The following is a 16,663-nucleotide window of genomic DNA, read 5'->3' on the forward strand; positions in this document are numbered from 1 at the left end:
CGCGCCGCGCCTGCCGCGCTCAGTCCACCACGGTACCGCTGACCGGGGTGCCGGAGTCCTTGAGACTGCGCAGCCCGTTGGCGGCGGTCATGTCGATGGTCTCGAGCGCCCGGCGGATCTGCTCGGGGTCGGGCTCGGGGGCGGAGAGCTGCTCCTTGACCACGGTGGACTGCACCAGGATCACCTGCATCCCGTGGGCGAGCTTCTCGTCGCGCAGCGAGCGCCCCTCCCCCGCGGTGGTGGCCGGGGCCCGGCCGTGCTGCGCCTGGAACTGCTCCTGCGCCTGGCGCACCTGCTCCCGCCCGAAGGCGGCCGCCCTGCGCACCATGGTCAGGGCCCACACCGCGAGCATGAGCCACCCCAGGGCGATGCCGGCCAGGATCCAGCCGAGCAACGAGTTGGCGTTGGCCGCCTGGATGAGCGCCACGGCGAAGATCACCACGAGCACGGCGAGCCCGATGACCGTGCCCCACAGGGCGGTGCGCCCCGAGCGCGGGCTCCCGGCGGTGTCGGCGGGCTGGGTGGACGAGGATCCGATCGGCTGCATGGGGCCATTGTCTCAAACGCGGCGGGGCGCGCCGAATCGTGCACGGCGGCGGCCGCCGGCCCGCGCGGGCGCGACCGGCCGTCAGCCACCGGCGCCCCGGCCCGCCCGGATTCGCTCCCCGCCACGGGCGTGGCCGGGCCCGGGTTCCCGGAGCGGTGCACCGCATCCGCGAGCCGGGAGCGCGCCGCCCGCCCCGGCCCCGGGGGACGCACGACGCCGCCCGGCGGCCTCGCGCACGAGGCGGCCGAGCGGCGTCGTGACCGGGCTGCGGTCCGGCGGCGTCGTGAGCCGGTGCGGGCCGGCGGGGCTCAGGGCTGCCCGAAGACCTGCCGCTCGCAGGACTCGACCACGTTGACCAGCAGCATGGCGCGGGTCATGGGCCCCACACCGCCGGGGTTGGGGGACATCCAGGACGCGACCTCGGCGGCCGCGGGATCGATGTCCCCCGTGAGCCGCCCCTTGCCCGTCTCGGGGTCCGGGACGCGCGAGACGCCCACGTCCAGCAGCACGGCGCCCGGCTTGACCTGCTCGGCGGTGACCATGTGGGGCCGCCCGGCGGCCGCGACCACCACGTCCGCCCGCCCGAGCAGCTCGGGCAGGTTGCGGGTGCCCGTGTGCGCGAGGGTCACGGTCGCGTTGATTTCCCGGCGCGTGAGCAGCAGCCCCATGGGACGGCCCACGGTCACGCCGCGGCCGATCACGAGCACCTCGCGCCCCGCGAGCTCCACCCCGTGGCGCGTGAGCAGCTCCACGATCCCGTGCGGGGTGCACGGCAGCGGGGAGGTCATCGGCTCGCTGACGTTGAGCACCAGCCGCCCCAGGTTGGTGGGGTGCAGCCCGTCGGCGTCCTTGGCGGGGTCGATCCGCTCCAGCACGGAGTTGGTGTCCATGTACTCCGGAAGCGGCAGCTGCACGATGTAGCCCGTGCAGCGGGGGTCCTCGTTGAGCTCGTCGATCACCCGCTCGAGCTCCTCCTGGGACGCGTCCGCCGGCAGCTCCCGACGGATCGAGGCCAGGCCCACCTGCTCGCAGTCGCGGTGCTTGCCGGCCACGTAGGAGCGAGAGCCGGGGTCGTCGCCCACGAGCACCGTGCCCAGCCCCGGCACCACGTCCCGCTCGCGCAGCCGTGCCACGCGCTGCGCGAGCTCCTCCTTGATCTGCCCGGCCGTGGCCTTGCCGTCGAGGACCTGAGCCGTCACCTCACCACTCCTCGAGGCCGGGGTACAGCGGGAACTGCTCGGTGAGGGCGTCCACGCGCGAGCGCAGGGCATCGACGTCCGCGCCGGGCATGAGCGCCTGGGCGATCACGTCCGCGACCTCGGTGAACTGCTCCGCCCCGAAGCCGCGGGTGGCCAGCGCGGGCGTGCCGATCCGCAGCCCGGAGGTGACCATGGGCGGGCGGGGGTCCCACGGCACCGCGTTGCGGTTGACCGTGATGCCCGCGCGGTGCAGCAGGTCCTCGGCCTGCTTGCCGTCCAGCTCGGAGTCGCGCAGGTCCACGAGCACCAGGTGCACGTCCGTGCCACCGGTCAGCACGGACACGCCGTGCTCCGCGAGGTCCGGTGCCGTGAGCCGCTCCGCGAGGATCTGGGCGCCCTCGATCGTGCGGCGCTGGCGCTCGGCGAAGCCCTCGGAGGCCGCGATCTTGAACGCCACGGCCTTGCCCGCGATCGCGTGCATGAGCGGTCCGCCCTGCTGACCCGGGAACACCGCGGAGTCGATCTTCTTCTTGAGGTCCGCCTCGCACAGGATCACACCCGAGCGCGGGCCCGCGAGGGTCTTGTGCACCGTGGAGGTGGTCACGTGGGCGTGCGGCACCGGGTTGGGGTGCAGCCCGGCGGCCACCAGACCGGCGAAGTGCGCCATGTCCACCCACAGCTTGGCGCCCACCTCGTCCGCGATGGAGCGGAAGGCCTCGAAGTCCAGCTGGCGCGAGTACGCGGACCAGCCGGCCACGATCACGTTCGGACGGGCCTCCAAGGCCTGCTCGCGCACCCTGTCCATGTCGATCCGGTAGGTCTCCGGCTCCACCTCGTACGCGGCGATGTTGTAGAGCTTGCCGGACACGTTGATCTTCATGCCGTGCGTCAGGTGCCCGCCGTGGGCCAGGGAGAGGCCCATGAGGGTGTCGCCCGGCTGCATGAGCGCGGCCATCACGGCCGTGTTCGCCTGCGCACCCGAGTGGGGCTGCACGTTGGCGTGGTCCGCCCCGAACAGCTCGCACGCACGGTCACGGGCCAGGTTCTCCACCACGTCCACGTACTCGCAACCGCCGTAGTAGCGGCGCCCGGGGTAGCCCTCGGCGTACTTGTTGGTCAGCACGGAGCCCTGCGCCTCGAGCACAGCTCGCGGTGCGAAGTTCTCGGAGGCAATCATCTCCAGCGTGGAGCGCTGGCGTCCCAGCTCGTCCTGGATCGCCTGGGCGACGTCCGGGTCCACATCCGAGAGCGGCTGGTTGGTCACAGATTCGGTCATGCTCCACCTTCTAGGTCCGCGGTAGGTTCCCCCTCAGCATATCCAGGAACGGGGGCGGGCTGTTCGGTGGATTACACCCGCCCCGCGCCGCCCACCGCTCCGGTGCGCCCCGGGGATCCACGGCGTCGTGTGATAGCCAGCGGTGGACTACGGGTAAGGTGTGTGCCCGAACCTCACGCGCGTGACGTGCTCGCGCGACGTCGACGCGCTGCAGGACCGCCCCCCGGAGACCGCGCGCACCGTACCACCCGTTCCAGGTCCTCGTCCCATGCTCTAGGAGTCCCCGCGCCGTGAACGTTCTTCCCACCGCCCCGTTCACCGCCGCCATGCCCCGCGTGACCGACGCCGCGCCGTCGGAACCGGTGGACGTGCTGCGCACCCGCTTCGCCGCCGTGATCTTCGACATGGACGGCGTGGTCACGGACACCGCCGGGGTCCACGCCCGCGCGTGGAAGAAGCTCTTCGACCAGGTGCTCGCGGACCCGCGGCTGCAGCCCGCCGAGGAGGGGATCGAGGTGGACCGCAGCCCGTTCGACATGGGCAGCGAGTACCGCACCTACGTGGACGGACGACGCCGCGAGGACGGCGTGCGCGCGCTGCTCGCGGCCCGCGGCGCCATGCTCCCCGAGGCGGACAGCCACGCCGAGCCGCAGCCCGGGGACTGGACCGTGCAGGGCCAGGCCGGCGCGAAGGACGGCTACTTCCACGACGAGCTCGCCGTGCACGGCGTGCGCGTCTTCGACGGCACCGTGGCCCTGATCGAGCGGCTGCGCGAGGGCGGGGTCCCGGTGGGACTCGTGACCGCGAGCCGCAACAGCGCGGTGGTGCTGGCCGCGGCCGGGCTGCAGGACTCCTTCGACCGGATCGTGGACGGCAACTGGGCCGCCGAGCACGGACTGCCGGGCAAGCCCGCACCGGACACGTTCCTCGAGTGCGCCCGGCTGCTGGGCGTGGCGCCCGAGGACAGCGTGGTGGTCGAGGACGCCGTGGCCGGTGTGCAGGCCGGGGCGGCCGGCGGCTTCGGCCTCGTGGTGGGCGTGAACCGGGACGGCGCCCGGGAGCGGCTCTACCGCGCCGGCGCCCACGTGGTGCTCAACGACGTCTCCGAGCTGGACCTCGGGGCGCGGCGGGACGACACCTGGCGGCTGGTCTTCGAGGGCTTCGACCCGGCCGTGGAGCCCCGCCGCGAGGCCCTGCTGACGCTGGCCAACGGCTACATGGGGGTGCGCGGCGCCGCGTGCGAGTTCCCCGCCAACGGCATGCACTACCCCGGCACGTACCTGGCCGGGGTGTTCAACCGCGTGCTGAGCCACGTCAACGGCCGGGACGTGGAGCACGAGTCCATGGTCAACGCCCCCAACTGGCTGCACCTGGACCTGCGCCTGTCCGACGGCCGGTGGTGGTCCGAGGGCGGGCTGCGCCCCTCCGACGAGCGCGTGGAGCTCGACCTGCGCCGCGGCGTGCTGATCCGCACTCTCGTGCTCACGGACGCCGAGGACGATCCCACGCCCGACGGGCCCGAGCGCAGCCTCGAGATCGAGCAGCGCCGCCTGGTGTCCCTGCGCCACCGCCACCTGGGCGCCCAGGAGACGCGGATCGTCTCGCGCGGCTACAGCGGACGGCTGCACGTGCGCACGGGCGTGGACCCGGCCGTGACCAACAGCGGCGTGGCGGAGTACAAGGAGCTCAACTCCCACCACCTCTCCCTGCTGGAGTCCACCACCCTGCCGGACGAGCACGAGACCCTGCTCTCCCTCGTGCGCACCTCCCAGTCCAAGATCGAGATCGCCATGGCCCAGCGCACGCGCATCGAGTGCGAGGGCGCCGTGACCGAGCGCCGCGAGGTGCGCCCGGGCGGAATCGAGTTCCGCCGCCACACCGTGCAGGTGGAGCCGTGGAGCCCCGTGCTGGTGGACAGCACCACCGCGGTGGTCACGAGCCGGGACGCGGCGATCGGCTCCCCGCGGGACGGCGCGCTCGCGGAGCTCAACCGCACCCCGTTCGGCGTGCGCAAGCTGCTGGCCTCCCACGAGATCGAGTGGGCCCGGCTCTGGGACCGCTACGAGGTCACCCTGGAGTCCGCCGAGGACACCCCCGAGCACCTCAGCACGCAGCTCGCGGTGCGCACCCACCTGTTCCACGCGGCGCAGACGCTCGCCCCGCACCTGACCCTGCGCGACGCCGGTGTCCCTGCCCGCGGTCTGCACGGCGAGGGCTACCGCGGCCACATCTTCTGGGACGAGCTGTTCATCCTGCCGGTGATCAACATGCGCCAGCCGCACGTGACCCGCTCCCTGCTCTCCTACCGCTGGCGGCGCCTGGCCATGGCGCAGCAGCGGGCCCGGGAGATCGGCCTCTACGGGGCGGCGTTCCCGTGGCAGTCCGGCTCCGACGGCCGCGAGGAGACCCCTCCGGAGCTCTACAACCACCACTCCCGCCGGTGGCTGCCGGACAACTCGTGGCGGCAGTTCCACGTGGGCCTCGCGATCGCCTACAACGCGTGGGTCTACTACGAGTCCACCGGGGACATGGACTGGCTCTCCAGCCAGGGCGCGGAGCTGATCATCGGGATCACCCGCCTGTTCGCGTCCCTGGCGGAGTACGACTCCCACGACGGCAAGTACCACATCGACGGCGTGATGGGCCCGGACGAGTACCACGACGGTCCCGCCGGCCAGCACGGGGGCGGGCTCAAGGACAACGCGTACACCAACGTGCTCGCCTCCTGGCTGTTCCGGCACTCCGCGCACATCTTCAACGACATGGTGGAGCACCAGCGCGAGTACCTGGAGTCCCGCTTCGAGATCTCCCCCCAGGAGGTCCAGACGTGGCTGAACATGGCCAAGAACATGTACGTGCCGTTCAACGCGGACGGTACGATCGCCCAGTTCGCGGGCTACGACGAGCTCGCCGAGCTGGACTGGGCCTTCTACCGCACGAAGTACCGCAACATCGGCCGCCTGGACCTGCTGCTGGAGAACGAGGGGGACCTGACCAACAACTACAAGCTCTCCAAGCAGGCGGACACCATCATGCTCGTCTACCTGCTGGGCCCGGACGGCGTGGTGGAGGAGCTGGCCCGCATGGGCTACACCACGGACCTGGACGCCGTGCAGCGCACCGTGGACCACTACATCGCCCGCTCGTCCAACGGCTCGTCCCTGTCCCGGGTGGTCAACGCGGCGGTGCTCGCGTGGCTGGACCCGGACCGCTCGTGGGGCTCGTTCCAGGACGCCCTGATGATCGACATGGACGACACCCAGGGCGGCACCACCGGCGAGGGCATCCACCTGGGGGCCATGGCCGGCTCCGTGGACGTGATCACCCGGGCGTACGCCGGGCTGCGCGTGCGCGGCGGCTGGCTGGAGTTCCAGCCCGCGCTGCCCCGCGAGATCGAGGCCGTGGACTTCACGGTGCTCTACTACGGCCAGGTCATCGAGGTCTCCCTGGACCACGACATCCTGGAGCTGGAGGGCAGCTCCGTGAAGGCGGACCCGGTGACCATCCACGTCAACGGCGCCGAGTACGTGCTCAAGGGCGGCCAGAAGATCTCCGTGGCCCTGCGCCACCGCACGTCCCGCCGGCCCGAGAAGGCCACTGCGGCGCTGCGCCGTCGTTTCATCTCGGACGCCGGGGCCCTCTGAGCCACTCGGGCGACGCCGCCGGTCCCGTGCGCGGCGTCGTCGTCCGCACCCGGGACTGGTCCGACGGCGCGCGGCCGGGTGCCGACCGCAGCCCCGGGTTCGGCGTGCCGCCCGCAGACCCAGTTTCGGTGTGCCGCGGCGCACGGGGGCGCCCGGAAGGGCCGCACTAGACTGTGCTGCATGACACACAGTGCTTCTTCCGCGCCCGACGCCGCCCGCGAACCACTCGTCCTCACCTACGGCCAGAGCCGCCCCAGGGTGGCGGAAACCGCGTTCGTGGCCCCGAACGCGACCCTCGTCGGGGACGTCACGGTGGGGGCGGGCGCGGGGATCTTCTACGGCGCCGTCGTGCGCGGTGACCGCTCCCCGCTGCGGATCGGCGCGAACTCGAACCTGCAGGACAACGTGACCGTGCACTCGGACCCGGAGCACCCCACCACGATCGGCGAGCGCGTGAGCGTGGGCCACGGCGCGGTGGTCCACGGCTGCACGCTCGAGGACGACGTCCTGGTGGGCATGAACGCCACCGTGCTCAACGGTGCCGTGGTGGGCAGCGGGAGTCTGGTGGCCGCGGGCGCCGTGGTCCTGGAGGGCACGGTGGTGGCCCCCGGTTCGCTCGTGGCCGGCGTGCCGGGCAAGGTCCGCCGGGAGCTCACGGACGAGGAGCGCCGCGCGGTGAGCCGCAACGCCCAGCGCTACATCGTGCTCTCCCGGGAGCACCGCGCCCTGAACTCCTGATCCGCACCCCCGCGAACGCCACGGCGGCCCGGACTCCACGAGTCCGGGCCGCCGTGTGTCTGCGGGCTCGCCGTGGGCGCGGTTCAGTGGAAGAAGTGGCGCGCGCCCGTGAGGTACATGGTCACCCCGGCGGCCTTGGCGGCCGCCACGACCTCCTCGTCGCGGATGGAGCCACCGGGCTGAACCACGGCGCGCACGCCGGCGTCCAGCAGCACCTGGAGCCCGTCCGCGAACGGGAAGAACGCGTCCGACGCCGCCACGGCCCCGCGGGCGCGCTGCGCACCGTCCTCGGCGAGCGTGTTGGCGCGCTCCACGGACAGCCGGCACGAGTCCACGCGGTTGACCTGGCCCATGCCGATACCCACCGAGGCGCCGTCGTGGGCGAGCAGGATGGCGTTGGACTTCACGGCGCGCAGCGAACGCCACGCGAACTCGAGGTCCGCCAGGGTCTGCTCGTCGGCGGGCTCGCCGGAGACCAGGGTCCAGTTCGCGGGGTCGTCGCCCTCGGCGTCCAGACGGTCCGCCTGCTGGAACAGGGCGCCGCCGGAGACGCCCCGGTATTCGAGCGGGTCCCGGGCGAAGCCCTCGGGCAGCGCCAGCAGCCGGATGTTCTTCTTGCCGGAGAGGATCTCCAGCGCCTCGGGCTCGAACTCCGGCGCCACCACCACCTCGGTGAACACGGGCTGGAGGTTGCGGGCCATCTCCGCGGTCACCGGGCGGTTGGCGGCCACCACTCCCCCGTAGGCGGAGAGCGGGTCGCACGCGTGCGCCTTGAGGTGGGCGTCGGCGATCGGGTCCACCGCACCGGGGGTGGCCACGGCCACGCCGCACGGGTTGTTGTGCTTGACCACGGCCACCGCGGGGTGCTGGTAGTCGTAGGCGGCGCGCAGGGCGGCGTCCGCGTCCACGTAGTTGTTGTAGGACATGGCCTTGCCGTGCAGCTGCTCGGCCTGCGCGATGCCCGGCGAGGCGGCGTCGTCCGTGTACAGCGCGGCCTTCTGGTGGGGGTTCTCGCCGTAGCGCAGGGACTCCGCGCGCTGCAGCGCGAGCCCGGCGTAGGGCGGCCAGAAGTTGGCCCGGGGGTCGTGGTCGAACTGCTGGGCGGTCCAGGTGGCCACCGCGGTGTCGTACGCGGCGGTGTGGGCGAACGCGGCGGCCGCGAGCTTCTGGCGGGCCGCGAGGTCGTAGCCGCCCTCGTGCGCGGCGCGCACGACGTCCGGGTAGCCCGCGGGGTCCACCACCACGGACACTGCCGCGTGGTTCTTGGCGGCCGCGCGCACCATCGAGGGCCCGCCGATGTCGATCTGCTCCACGACGTCGTCACGGCCGGCACCCGAGCGAACGGTGTCCTGGAACGGGTAGAGGTTCACGATCACGAGGTCGAACGGGTCGATTCCGAGCTCCTCGAGCTGGTCCTCGTGCTCCTGCTTGCGGCGGTCCGCGAGGATTCCCGCGTGCACGCGCGGGTGCAGGGTCTTCACGCGCCCATCCAGGCACTCCTGGAAACCGGTGACCTCGGAGACCTCGGTGACGGGCACGCCCGCAGCCTGGATGGTCTTGGCGGTGGAGCCGGTGGAGACGATGTCCACGCCGGCGTCGTGCAGCCCGCGCGCGAGGTCCTCCAGACCGCTCTTGTCGTAGACGGAGACCAGTGCCCGCTTGAGCGGCACGCGGTTCAGGTCGGAAGTGTTCACAGACTCTCCAGAGGACGTGGGGACGTGTGGGCCGGCGTCGGCCCTGCGCGCGCGGTCAGCGGCGTGCCCGGGCCCGGGAGTGTCGGCTCCCGGTGGCGGGTCCGCGCGCGGTGTCGTGGAGCACGACGGCGCGGGGCCCGCAACGGCGCCCGGGCCAGTCTACGGCCGGGCCACGGAGCACCCCGCGATGTGTCGTCCGGCGGCGCGGATCTCAGCCGGCCAGCTCGGCGAGAGCCTCCACGAGCAACGAGCGCTCGGCGGTCTTGATCCGCTCGTGCAGGGTGTCCTCGGTGTCGTCCGGCAGCACGGGAACGGCCACCTGGGCGAGGATCGGGCCGGCGTCCACGTCCGCGACCACCTCGTGCACGGTGGCCCCCGTGATCCTGACCCCGTAGGCCAGGGCGTCGCGCACCGCGTGCGCACCGGGGAAGGACGGCAGCAGGGAGGGGTGCGTGTTGACGATCCGCCCCGGGAACGCGGCCACGAAGGGAGCATCCACGATGCGCATGAAGCCCGCGAACACCACGCGGTCCGGACGGTGGGAGACGATCTCCCGCTCCAAGGCACGGTTCCACCGTTCACGGTCCGGGTGCTCGGACGGTGCCACGAGGAACGTCCCGATCCCCGCCGCCTCGGCCCGCCGGAGCCCCTCGCACGGCCGGTCCGCACCCACGGCCACGATCTCCACGGGGGCGTCCCCGAGGTGCAGGCCGTCGATCACCGCCTGAAGATTTGTACCGGACCCCGACACCAGAACCACCAGTCGCATGCCGCCATGCTAGCCGCCGGAGCGGTGCCACGGCGGACCGGGCACCCTGTCGGGGTGGTGCGGGGGCTGTTCCAAGGACGGGGCGGGCTGGCTCGCCCCGTGGCCACCGCCCGGTTCCCGGGGATGCTGCCGGCCCCGTCTCCCCCGGTGGTGCCCGGCTTTCACCGTCCGCCGGGCCGCACCCCGGTGCGCGCGTGGGGCAGTCCTGGTGCCCGCGGCGAGCACGTTCCGGTCTGGCACCACCCCGGCGCGCGCGTGGAGCGGGCCCCGTTCCCGGGCGGCCCGGGCCGCGCGCACTTGTGGTCCGGGCCCCGCGCACCGGTGGTCCGGGCCTTGCCGGGGACTCGCCTACAGTGGTGGGCATGCAGCATTCCCGTCAGCGCGGCACCGCGCCCCGCGACCCCTCCCCCGGTGCACCGGAGCCTCGCCGGGACCCCGCCGCCGACGCCCCCGCCGTGAGGTTCGCGGCCGCCGCCGCGGGACTGTCCGTGCTGGCCTCCGCCCTCGTCACGCAGGATGCCCTGCCCACCGCGGTGGGGGTGGTGCTCGCGCTGGCCGGGATCGCGATGGGCATCGTCTCGCTCGTGCGCCACCGCCGCTCGGCAGCGCGCACGCTGGTCGTCTCGTTCGCCGTGATCGCCATCCTGTGGGGCACCCTGAACGCCCTGGGCGGCGGGAGCCGGCTGGTGGTGTGGCCCGCGAGCGAGGTGTACCGGGACTGCACGGCCCGCTCACTCACCCTGAACTCCGGCGCGCAGTGCGAGCGTCAGCTCACCGACAACGTCTGGCGCCACCTGACCGGCAAGCCGGTGGAGACCGGAGCGCCGTCCCCGAGCGCCTCACCGAGAGTGTCGCCCAGCGCCTCCCCGAGCGGTTCCGCCGGCGTTTCACCGAGCGGTTCGGCCAGTGCGTCGCCCTCGGGCTCTGCGGCCACGCCATCCGCGTCCCCGGACACCGGGGCGCCCAGCGCCAGCGCCACCCGCTGAGCCCCGGCCCCTCCGGCCGACCGGTCACGCGCCTAGCGCTCGTTCTCCCGGTCCATCGCGGCCAGTCGCGCGGCCTTGCGCTTCGCGGACCGTTTCTCGGCACGACGTCGCTTGGCCTCTTTGCGGCGTGACGGCCCCGTGTCCGTCTCCTCCGCAGGTGCGGGCTCGGCCCCGCCGACCCTCACCGTCGCGGGCTTCGCACGGGGCGCCCGCGCGGTGTCCCGTGCGCCCACGGTCGTGGAGCCCGTCCTGGACGCCGACGCCGCCGCACTGCGCCCCCAAGGGCCGGGCGTCTCCCCGGGGCGCACCGGGTCCTCGACCGGCTCCCCCTCCGACGTCGGGTGCTCCGACCTGACGTCCTCCGGCGCCAGGTGCTCCGGCAGCGTGTCCTCCGGGGTGCTCGACCGGGTCCAGGGGAACCTGCGGGCTCGCGGGGCTACAGGGGGCTCCCCCTCCTCGGCCTTGTCCTGGTCCCCGGTCAAAATGTTCTGGGAGGGGGTCTGCGCGGCGGGGACGGGGCCGTCCGAGAGCGCGGCCGCGGCGTCGTCGTCGGAACCCCACGAGCGGGAGCGGTAGCCCTCGCGCTCGAGCCAGGGGCCCAGCAGGTACCCCACCGCGGCGCCGACCGCGAGCTCGGCGCCGAGCCACACGAAGACCTTCCCCGCGTCCGGACCGATCTCCGTGAGGCGCCCGATGCCGAGCGATCCCCCGGACAGCCACGCGAGCGCGGCCACGAGACCCGCCCCCACGGCGGCGATGAACGCCACGGTGAGCAGCGTGGAGAGCACGAAGGTGAGCCAGCGCAGGGGCAGGCGGATGGCCATCCAGTCGTCCAGGTGGTTCTCCCCCTCACGGCAGAACCACCAGCCCGCGAGCAGACCCGCGATCACCGGCAGCGCCAGCACACCGGCCGTGAAGGCCCCGGGATCGGCGGGGACCGCCGCGAGCGCCGGGAACTGCGGGAGGGGCCCCAGGACCGTGTGGAACGGGGACGTGATGGTGCCCGAGCCCAGGGAGAAGCCCGCACCCGTGGACCATGCGAGCGCCCACACCACCATGTTGGGCAGGAAGCCCAGCTGCAGCGCGGTGAGCGCGGTGTCCCCTGCGGCACCCGTGCCGAGGTCCTGGTAGACCGTGATGACGTCGTCCCAGTTCGCCCCGAGCGCGAGGGTCAGCAGCAGCGCCCCACCGGCCACCGCGGCCACCGCGGCCAGGAACCCGGCGCGGATCACGGCCCACACGTAGGAGCCGGCCCAGCGCGAGTACTGGCTGGTTCGTTCGAGCCAGGACGCCGCATCCGTCCCGAGCACGGCCGCGAGGGAGCGGGAGGCGCTCCAGCCGCCCACGAGGGTCCCGAGCCCCGCCGGGACCAGCGGGCACAGCGCCGCGGGCAGCAGCTGCACCGAGACCTGCTCCGTGCGGCTGAGCAGCGCCACTAGCACCCCGAACCCGGCGTACGCGGCCATCCCGGCGACGAACGGCACGAGGAACTGCCCGCGCCAGCACGCGCGGGCGATGCGGCGCCCGGCCACGACGGCCAGGGTGAACGGGATGAGCGAGAGGCCCAGGGGCAGCAGGGTCACGGTGCCTCCGCCGTCCAGGGAGAGCCCCTGGATCGCGTGGATGCCCACGGGGGCGCCGTGGGACAGCAGCCACGCCTGGCCCGCGAGCCGCAGGCTGCCCGCCGCGCCCAGCGTGGCGAAGCCGCCCGCGGCCCAGACCGCGCCCAGCAGCAGGGCGCCGAGCAGCAGGCCCACCACGGCTACCACGAGCAGCTCGACCACCCCCTGCAGTGCCAGGGGCATGGGCACGCCGGCGTCGCTGCGCGCGGGGCGTGAGGGCTCCGACGCCGCGGAGGAGCCGCGCGCCTGCCAACGGTCGCGTACGCCCGAGACCACGCCGGGCACTGAGGGAAGTTTCATCCCTCCCATCCTCCCACGACGCCCGGCCCCCACCGGGCAGCCGGAGTTCGCCCAGACTTCACCCCCGGGTCACCGGCGGGTGGCGTGCCCGTGAGCCGGACACCCCACCGTGGGAGGCGTGAGAATCGCACTGGTCGCCGAACAGTTCCTCCCCCACGTCAACGGTGTCACCCACTCCGTGATCCGCGTCCTCGAGCACCTGCGGGACCGCGGCCACGAAGCCATGGTGATCGCCCCCTCCTACGAGAAGACCCTGTTCCTGGGTTCCGTGGACCACGTGGACGGCGTGCGGGTGGAACGCATCCCGTCCCTGCCGCTCGCCGGCTACCCCGAGGTGCGGGTGGCCAGCTGCACGGTCACCCGCATGCAGCGCATCCTGAGCCGCTTCGCCCCGGACGTGGTGCACGTGGCCTCCCCGTTCATTCTGGGCTGGCAGGCCATCCAGGCCGCCCGGGGCCTGGGGCTTCCCTGCGTGGCGGTCTACCAGACGGACGTCCCCGGGTACGCGGCACGCTACGGAGCGGCCGTGCTGGAGAAGGCCATGTGGTCCCACGTGCGCACCATGCACAACACCGCCACGCTCACTCTGGCGCCCTCCACCGCCTCGATCGCGTCCCTGCACGAGCACGGCGTGCAGCGCGTGCACATGTGGCGCCGCGGGGTGGACACCGCCCGGTTCCGCCCCGAGCTGCGGGACCACGCGTGGCGGGACCGCGTGGGCGGGGGCAGGCGCCTCGTGGGCTACGTGGGCCGGCTGGCACCCGAGAAGCAGGTGGCGGACCTCGTGGTGCTGGACTCGCTGCCGGACACCCGCGTGGTGGTCATCGGCTCCGGGCCCGAGAAGGACGCCCTGCGCACCCTGCTGCCGAACGCGAGCTTCGAGGGCTTCCTCACGGGCGACGCCCTGGCCACGGCCATGGCCTCCCTCGACGTGTTCGTCCACCCCGGGGAGCACGAGACGTTCTGCCAGACCATCCAGGAGGCCATGGCCTCGGGCGTGCCCGTGGTGGCCGTGGGCCGCGGCGGGCCCCTGGACCTCGTGGACTCCTCCTGCAACGGCTGGCTCTACCGGCCCGGGGACACCGAGGGGCTGCGGGAGCGGGTGCGGGACCTGGTGGGCGACGACGCCAAGCGCCTCGCGTTCGCCCGCACCGCCCACCGCACGGTCCAGTCCCGCACGTGGGCCGGCGTGTGCGACGAGCTGCTGGGACACTACGAGCGGGCGTGCCGGATCAGTGCCCGCCTCGGGACCCACCGCGCGGGTGGGGCGGCCATCGCCCCGGGGCTCCGCTGACCCCACCCGGCCGTTGGCCAGCGCTCTTCGGAGAGCCGCAGCTGCGTGCTGAGGGCGTCCGCGGCAGCGCATTCGCGGCAGTTCTGGGGCTCAGATGTGTCCTGACGTGACTCCCGGAGCCGCTCCCGGGCGCCGTTGGTTAAGTTTTGATGACATTCCCGGCCCGGTCCTGGCTCCCACCCTGGCGGGCTGGTTAGGCTCGAACCGACTTCACGAGATGCACCCGCGCGAGGGCAGCACGCCCCCGCACGACCCGGGCTCCAACCCGGTGCACGCCAACCCTCGGTTCAGGGGTGGATTGGATGACGAAGCGGCCGGGCCACACGTGTGGCCCAGGCAAGCAGCCAGAAAACTCAGAGGCCACACACCATGAACAGCACAGCACAGCGACCCCCGTACGCCCCCCAGGCCACCCCGGAGTCCCGGGAGCAGTGGGTGGACGTCACCGTCCGCGCGGACACCGCGCACCAGGTCGTCTCCCTCACCGAACCGGACGGGCAGGAGCACACGTACGTCACCGATGACGTCCGGGAGCTCGCGCTCGCCACCCAGCACACCCACGGCCGCGGCCAGTGGTGCGCCAAGTACCGCCGCCTGCTCGTTCCCGGGGCCTCCCGGGTCACGGGGGGCATGTCCTTCTACAAGCTCGAGCCCGTTCCGGCCTGATCCGGAGCGCGCCGCCCCGGCGCCGGGTGCCCCGGCTGCGCTGGTCTCCCCCGGCACGCGAGGCACCGCACGCAAGCGGAGCATCGCGGGAACGCGGGGCACCGCAGGTACGCCGGATGTCCCGGGCATGCCGGGCACCGCAGACACGATCGGCAGCCTGGGCGCGGAGTCCACTGGCATCACCGACTCCACGGGCAGCACAGATCTCACACAGCACAGAGGCCCGGCACGGCGCGCGAACCACGCGCCGTGCCGGGCCTCTTCCGGGCCGTCCCTCCCCCGCACCTGCTCCGAGGGGCCCGATCACCGGGCCGGGGCGAGCCGGTCAGGAGTTCACGGCCGCCGGGTCCTCGGCGAGCAGCTCTGCGGCGCGCTCACCGATCATGTAGACCGTGATGTTCGGGTTCACGGTGACCAGCTCCGGCATCACGGAGGCGTCCGCCACGCGCAGCCCGCTCACGCCCTTGACGCGCAGCTGCGGATCCAGCGGGGACTCGGCGTCCTCCACCGGACCCATGCGGCACGAGCCCGCGGGGTGGTACACGGTGTTGTGGGTGCGCCGGACGTAGTCCGCGATCTCCTCGTCGCTCTGCACGTCCTCGCCGGGGAACAGCTCGCGGCCCGCCCACTCGGAGAGTCCGCTCTGCGCCACGATCTCGCGGGCCCTGCGGATGCCCGCGGTCATGATGCGCATGTCGTAGCCCTCGGGGTCCGTGAAGTACCGGGGATCCACGCGGGGCTTGTCCCGGTAGTCGCGGGTGCGCAGCCGCACGGTGCCGCGGGAACGGGCGTGGGTGACGTTCGGCGTCAGGCAGAACGCGTTGTCCGCGGTGGGGTAGCCCTGACGGTACGTGTGCATGTCGAAGTTCACGCTGCCGTAGTGCATCATCAGGTCCGGGCGGTCCAGGCCCTCGTCCACCTGGTCGAAAATCCCGATCTCCCACCACTGCGTGGAGTCCTCCACCATGGGCTTCTTGGCCTCCCACTGGATCACCGCCTCCGGGTGGTCCTGCAGGTGCGAGCCCACGCCCGGGGAGTCCACGAGCACGTCCACGCCCACCTCGCGCAGGTGCTCCGCGGGTCCGATGCCCGAGAGCATCAGCAGCTTGGGGGTGTCGATCGCCCCGGCGGAGACCACCACCTCGCGGCGTGCCCCGATCACGTGCGCCTTGCCGAACGCGTTGTCCGTGACCTCCACGCCGGTGGCGCGCAGGTTCTCGTCGAAGAGCACGCGCTTGACCTGCGTGCCGGTGAGGATCGTGAGGTTCTCACGGTCCTGCGCGGGGTGCAGGTAGCTCACGGACGACGAGGAGCGGGTGCCGTCCTCCCGGGCGCTGATCTGGAAGAAGCTCGCGCCCTGGGCCACGGTCTTGCCCGTGTTGAAGTCCGCGCGCGGAATCCCGGCCTGCTCGGCGGCGTCGAGCAGGGCGACGCCGCACGGGTCCGTGGCGGGCACGTTGCGCAGCCGCACGGGGCCGTCGTGGCCGTGGTGGGCGCCCGGGTCCTCGTTGTTCTCGAGCTTCTGGTACAGCCGGAACGCCATCTCGGAGTTCCAGCCCTCCAGCCCGTACTGCGCCTCCCACTCGTCGAGGTCCTCGGACGGGGCCCAGAACGCGATGCACGAGTTGTGGGAGGAGCACCCGCCCAGCACCTTGGCGCGCGCCATGCGCATGAAGGAGTTGCCGTTCTCCTGCTCCTCCAGCGGGTAGTCCCAGTCGTGGCCGGACTCCAGCAACTCCATCCAGCGGTTGAGCTGCAGGACCTCGGGGTACCCGGCGTCGTGGTCGCCGGCCTCGAGCAGGGCCACGGTGACGTCCGGGTCCTCGCTCAGCCGCGCGGCCACCACGGCCCCCGCGGAGCCGGCGCCCACGACCACGTAGTCGTACTCGGCAATGGGGTTCTTCTCAGTCATGTCTTCTCCCTTCGGT

The 16,663-nt window shown here is 73.0% G+C and carries 12 protein-coding genes; 5 read left to right on the forward strand and 7 right to left on the reverse strand.

The features are described from left to right. Positions 1–19: 19 nt before the first annotated feature. The 3 genes from KRH_RS08850 to glyA form a co-directional block, all read right to left on the reverse strand. A complete protein-coding gene (locus KRH_RS08850) occupies positions 20–547 on the reverse strand; it encodes a hypothetical protein (protein WP_012398866.1) in 528 nt (175 codons plus the stop codon). Positions 548–855: 308 nt separating this feature from the next. Further along, complete coding sequence (locus KRH_RS08855) at positions 856–1,746, reverse strand: bifunctional methylenetetrahydrofolate dehydrogenase/methenyltetrahydrofolate cyclohydrolase (RefSeq protein ID WP_012398867.1); 891 nt, start codon at positions 1,744–1,746, stop codon at positions 856–858. Position 1,747: 1 nt separating this feature from the next. Further along, on the reverse strand, positions 1,748–3,022 hold the full coding sequence (gene glyA / locus KRH_RS08860; protein ID WP_012398868.1) for a serine hydroxymethyltransferase: 1,275 nt from the start codon (positions 3,020–3,022) through the stop codon (positions 1,748–1,750). 290 nt (positions 3,023–3,312) lie between these two features. On the opposite strand from glyA, the gene KRH_RS08865 reads away from it, so the two are divergent. Both KRH_RS08865 and KRH_RS08870 read left to right on the forward strand, forming a co-directional pair. After that, positions 3,313–6,666, forward strand: coding sequence for a beta-phosphoglucomutase family hydrolase (locus KRH_RS08865; protein WP_012398869.1), 3,354 nt, complete (start codon positions 3,313–3,315; stop codon positions 6,664–6,666). A 180-nt stretch (positions 6,667–6,846) separates the two neighbouring features. After that, the gene (locus KRH_RS08870) at positions 6,847–7,404 is read left to right on the forward strand and encodes a gamma carbonic anhydrase family protein (RefSeq protein ID WP_012398870.1); all 558 of its coding nucleotides are present in this window, start codon (positions 6,847–6,849) and stop codon (positions 7,402–7,404) included. An 83-nt stretch (positions 7,405–7,487) separates the two neighbouring features. Here the strand turns inward: KRH_RS08870 and purH are convergent, their stop codons facing one another. Both purH and purN read right to left on the reverse strand, forming a co-directional pair. Then, positions 7,488–9,098 carry a bifunctional phosphoribosylaminoimidazolecarboxamide formyltransferase/IMP cyclohydrolase gene (gene purH, locus KRH_RS08875; protein WP_012398871.1) on the reverse strand — a complete coding sequence of 537 codons (1,611 nt, stop codon included), beginning with the start codon at positions 9,096–9,098 and terminating at the stop codon, positions 7,488–7,490. A gap of 211 nt (positions 9,099–9,309) precedes the next feature. Continuing rightward, a complete protein-coding gene (gene purN, locus KRH_RS08880) occupies positions 9,310–9,867 on the reverse strand; it encodes a phosphoribosylglycinamide formyltransferase (RefSeq protein ID WP_012398872.1) in 558 nt (185 codons plus the stop codon). 362 nt (positions 9,868–10,229) lie between these two features. Here purN and KRH_RS12330 point away from each other — a divergent pair, with 362 nt between their 5' ends. Further along, positions 10,230–10,853 carry a hypothetical protein gene (locus KRH_RS12330; RefSeq protein ID WP_126341207.1) on the forward strand — a complete coding sequence of 208 codons (624 nt, stop codon included), beginning with the start codon at positions 10,230–10,232 and terminating at the stop codon, positions 10,851–10,853. A 32-nt stretch (positions 10,854–10,885) separates the two neighbouring features. Here the strand turns inward: KRH_RS12330 and KRH_RS08890 are convergent, their stop codons facing one another. Beyond that, positions 10,886–12,775: a cell division protein PerM gene (locus KRH_RS08890; protein WP_226905850.1), complete on the reverse strand. Its 1,890-nt coding sequence runs from the start codon at positions 12,773–12,775 to the stop codon at positions 10,886–10,888. Positions 12,776–12,893: 118 nt separating this feature from the next. Between KRH_RS08890 and KRH_RS08895 the strand changes: the two genes are divergently transcribed. Together KRH_RS08895 and KRH_RS08900 are read left to right on the forward strand one after the other, a co-directional pair. Beyond that, on the forward strand, positions 12,894–14,069 hold the full coding sequence (locus KRH_RS08895; RefSeq protein ID WP_041297401.1) for a glycosyltransferase family 4 protein: 1,176 nt from the start codon (positions 12,894–12,896) through the stop codon (positions 14,067–14,069). Between the two features lie 369 nt (positions 14,070–14,438). Next, positions 14,439–14,735, forward strand: a complete 297-nt coding sequence (locus tag KRH_RS08900) for a hypothetical protein (RefSeq protein ID WP_012398877.1) — start codon at positions 14,439–14,441, stop codon at positions 14,733–14,735. A 325-nt stretch (positions 14,736–15,060) separates the two neighbouring features. On the opposite strand, the gene KRH_RS08905 is transcribed toward KRH_RS08900, so the two are convergent. Continuing rightward, a complete protein-coding gene (locus tag KRH_RS08905; RefSeq protein ID WP_012398878.1) occupies positions 15,061–16,647 on the reverse strand; it encodes a GMC family oxidoreductase in 1,587 nt (528 codons plus the stop codon). Between the last annotated feature and the right edge of the window lie 16 nt (positions 16,648–16,663).

Source organism: Kocuria rhizophila DC2201, from assembly GCF_000010285.1.
Classification (GTDB): Bacteria; Actinomycetota; Actinomycetes; order Actinomycetales; family Micrococcaceae; genus Kocuria; species Kocuria rhizophila_A.

Coding starts and splice junctions, on each gene's coding strand:
- KRH_RS08850 (WP_012398866.1), bottom strand. CDS start 547: ATGCAGCCGATCGGATCCTCGTCCACCCAGCCCGCCGACACCGCCGGG.
- glyA (WP_012398868.1), bottom strand. CDS start 3,022: ATGACCGAATCTGTGACCAACCAGCCGCTCTCGGATGTGGACCCGGAC.
- KRH_RS08870 (WP_012398870.1), top strand. CDS start 6,847: ATGACACACAGTGCTTCTTCCGCGCCCGACGCCGCCCGCGAACCACTC.
- purN (WP_012398872.1), bottom strand. CDS start 9,867: ATGCGACTGGTGGTTCTGGTGTCGGGGTCCGGTACAAATCTTCAGGCG.
- KRH_RS12330 (WP_126341207.1), top strand. CDS start 10,230: ATGCAGCATTCCCGTCAGCGCGGCACCGCGCCCCGCGACCCCTCCCCC.
- KRH_RS08890 (WP_226905850.1), bottom strand. CDS start 12,775: ATGAAACTTCCCTCAGTGCCCGGCGTGGTCTCGGGCGTACGCGACCGT.
- KRH_RS08900 (WP_012398877.1), top strand. CDS start 14,439: ATGAACAGCACAGCACAGCGACCCCCGTACGCCCCCCAGGCCACCCCG.
- KRH_RS08905 (WP_012398878.1), bottom strand. CDS start 16,647: ATGACTGAGAAGAACCCCATTGCCGAGTACGACTACGTGGTCGTGGGC.